Here is a 3,259-nt window from a genome sequence, read left to right as displayed (position 1 = left end):
GTCAACACGCCCTAGTGTGAGCAGTCCTTTACTTGGTTTATTGGCCAGCTGTCATATTCAACTATTTTTTAATTTCGCTCTCGAAATAAATAAACTAATGACTCAGATCAACTTAATTGTGTTCATTTGGTGCTTTTTGCAAAACAAAAGTTGAAAGATTCAAAAATTATTGAATAATGGGCTTAACTAAAATTGAAGTAAACACTTCATCCAATTCGTACTGAAACAGGATCCATATCCAATGTCTAATTCGTTTGTTCTGGTTATTAACTCGGGTAGTTCATCCCTAAAATTTGCTGTTATTGATTCTGTTTCTGGTGAAGCCGTATTGAGTGGCTTAGGGGAGTGTTTTGGTCTTGAAGATGCTCGTATGAGCTGGAAGTATCAAGGTCAGAAAACAGAAATTGCTATTCAAGGTGAGGGTAACCACCACAAAATTGCCATTGGCAAGTTGGTAGGCTTGATGGAAGATCTAGGCTTCACTGCTGATATAGTGGCTATCGGGCACCGTATCGTTCACGGCGGCGAGAAGTTCACTCAAACGGTTCGTATTACTGAAGAAGTAACGAGTGAGATTGAGAGCCTATCTGACCTAGCTCCACTGCATAACCCTGCAGGTGCTATCGGCATCCGCGCTGCGATTGAAGCCTTCCCTTCTTTACCTCAATTTGCTGTATTTGATACGGCTTTCCACCAAACAATGCCACAACGTGCATTTACTGGTGCAATCGCAAAAGAACTATACACAGACTTCGGTGTTCGTCGTTACGGTTTCCACGGTACGAGCCACTACTTCGTTAGCCGTGAAGCTGCGAAAATGGTCAACAAGCCAGTTGAACAAGCTAGCTTCATCTCTGTTCACCTAGGTAACGGTGCATCTGTATGTGCTATCAAAGACGGTAACAGTGTTGATACGTCAATGGGCTTCACACCGCTTTCTGGCCTTATGATGGGCACACGTTGTGGTGACTTAGACCCTGGTATCATCGAATACCTACTTAAAAAAGGTTGGTCACAAGAGCAAGTCTTTAATTCTCTAAACAAGGAGTCTGGCTTCCTTGGCGTGTCTGGTCTTACGAGCGATGCTCGTGGCATCCTAGAAGCGATGGAAGAGGGCCACGAAGGCGCTAAGCTTGCTTTCGAGGTGTTTACTTACCGCGTTGCTAAATACGTTGCTTCTTACCTTGCAACGCTAGACTCTTTAGACGGCATCATCTTCACTGGTGGTATCGGTGAGAACTCTCTACCAATTCGCCGTGAGATCCTAAGCAACCTTAAGATTCTTGGTTTTGTTGAAGACGTAGCAGGCAATCAAGCCGCTCGCTTTGGTGCAGAAGGCATCATCGCTAAATCAGAGATGTTAGACGCAGTAGCAATGGTTATTCCAACGAACGAAGAGTTCGTGATTGCTCAACAGTCGGTAGAACTTCTGTAATAGAGTTTAAGAAAATCAGATAATGAAAAGCGAGCCCAAGTGGCTCGCTTTTTTTATTTCTGTTACGGGATTACTTACTGGGGAACTGCGCGTGTTCTTCATAGTCATGTGGCACTACCTTGTGAGCAATCGTTAGCTAACTTATTGCAATAACAGCTCATCACTATTTAGAAAAGTTACAGCGGAGGTTTTGGTATATTGAGGACTTTCAAGCTCAAGGACTCGTAGATTTTTTGATAAGAACTTAGTAAAGACGTTGATACTCATACGGCTTTGGGTCGAGAGTCATTTCTCAATAGACGAATAAGCTTCCCGCTCTCCAATCAAGGCTGGATGCCCCATTTCGAACGCATAATTATTCCTACCCCTGACTCAGCCCAATCTTTGACTACTCTGCCTTCATTGCATGCAAGTATAGGGTTGATTCGAACCACTTCATAACTCAGGGAGAGAACAACCTGAAGACATTACGATCTTTGATAGTTCAGGTATTGCTATTCAAGATTTGTTTGTTGCAGAGAGGTTGCTTGAATTGGTCTGAGGTAGAAAATGAGATATTAGCCTCTAAGAGGGAAGTCGAAGTAATCAAAAGTAAGTTTTGGTTGCAAGTCACAAAATTAATGTAACAAATGAATCTATTGATAGTGGTTATGTAATATGTCAGTTGAATCACTAAGGCATAGAAATGAAAGAATACCTATCTAGCAGTTCCTATATAAACCTAGTTACACATAGGTTGGTCCACTATGAAAATTCGGACGAAGAAGTTTCGCACAGACTAACTGCCCCGGAGTCAAACATCGTTTTGTGTCTTCTCAAACAACAGAATACCTTAGTCAAGAAAGAAGTATTGTTCAATGCTGGATGGGGAAGCCAGATTGTAGGCGATAATTCATTAAATGTTGCTATATATCGTATAAGAAAGTTTTTATCAGACAATCAAAGAATAAGTCTAGAAAATGTACCCAAAGTAGGATATCGGCTTGTCATCGAACAAAACAATCCCTTACAGCCCTTAAATGACCTTGATAATGACAGCCCAGAGCAATCTGATAAGGTTCATTCTACTTCTGTAAAAGATCACTCGATATTCATTGAAACGTCTGACTTAAATGCAAAGAGAAAGCCATTCTTTATCAAGCGTGACATGGTGTTAGTAATAGTTTTGCTAATAGTGAATATACTGATGGTCCAGTTTTATGTCATTGTTATACCCAATACGGTGAGTATCCAATGTAATAAAAGTAGCAGTGCAATGATTTGTTTCTCTGACGAGTATGACGGTGATGTCGAGAGCGGACGCAGTGGATTATCTGTCGTTTCAAATCTGTTTTCATTTAATAATGATGTAGTCGATTGGAATGGAAAATAGTGAAAGTCTTTAAAATATTCACAATGCTAAATGCAGCGTTAGTATCAGGCGCTTTTTTGTTATCATATATTAATGGATTAGGTTGTGCTTTTACTCTCCATCATTGGACTCCTAATTTACCATATGAAATTTATTCTACTTGTACTGGAGGGGTGCTTAATATGAGAATTTCTGCGAAACCTCCTTATAATGGTACTATCGGTGAGTTCAGTGGTCGTTATCTCACATTAAATGGACATAATGTTGTTTTAATTTCTGAAATATATAATTTAGAACTAAATGAGGTGCGGCAATTTCCTTTTAAAGCCAATTTGGAACGAAATAAATATGTATTTTCACACATAAAACGCTTTGATGAACGTTGGGTTGGTATATTCTCTGATTACCCTGCCAATGTTGCATTTTTGGCGGAAGTTGAAGGGTATTTAAGTCTAGAAGATAGGGTTAAATAG

General features: G+C 40.1%; 4 protein-coding genes. All 4 read left to right on the top strand.

The window, feature by feature from the left end:
• The first annotated feature begins 241 nt into the window (after nucleotides 1–241).
• The 4 genes from AB4232_RS19365 to AB4232_RS19350 all read left to right on the top strand — a co-directional run bounded on the left by AB4232_RS19365 (nucleotide 242) and on the right by AB4232_RS19350 (nucleotide 3,259).
• The gene (locus AB4232_RS19365) at nucleotides 242–1,435 is read left to right on the top strand and encodes an acetate/propionate family kinase (protein WP_372087793.1); all 1,194 of its coding nucleotides are present in this window, start codon (nucleotides 242–244) and stop codon (nucleotides 1,433–1,435) included.
• A 466-nt stretch (nucleotides 1,436–1,901) separates the two neighbouring features.
• On the top strand, nucleotides 1,902–1,976 hold the full coding sequence (locus AB4232_RS19360; protein ID WP_372087794.1) for a hypothetical protein: 75 nt from the start codon (nucleotides 1,902–1,904) through the stop codon (nucleotides 1,974–1,976).
• Between the two features lie 144 nt (nucleotides 1,977–2,120).
• Nucleotides 2,121–2,807 (top strand): transcriptional regulator, encoded by a 687-nt coding sequence (locus AB4232_RS19355; protein WP_372087792.1) that lies wholly within the window; start codon nucleotides 2,121–2,123, stop codon nucleotides 2,805–2,807.
• Nucleotides 2,807–3,259, top strand: a complete 453-nt coding sequence (locus AB4232_RS19350) for a hypothetical protein (RefSeq protein ID WP_372087791.1) — start codon at nucleotides 2,807–2,809, stop codon at nucleotides 3,257–3,259. The genes AB4232_RS19355 and AB4232_RS19350 overlap by 1 nt, the downstream gene beginning before the upstream one ends.

The organism is Vibrio sp. 10N.286.46.A8 (assembly GCF_041470165.1).
Taxonomy (GTDB): domain Bacteria; phylum Pseudomonadota; class Gammaproteobacteria; order Enterobacterales; family Vibrionaceae; genus Vibrio; species Vibrio tasmaniensis_A.
Note: the sequence above shows the minus strand (reverse complement) of the source record. Positions and strands in the feature narration are given on the sequence as shown.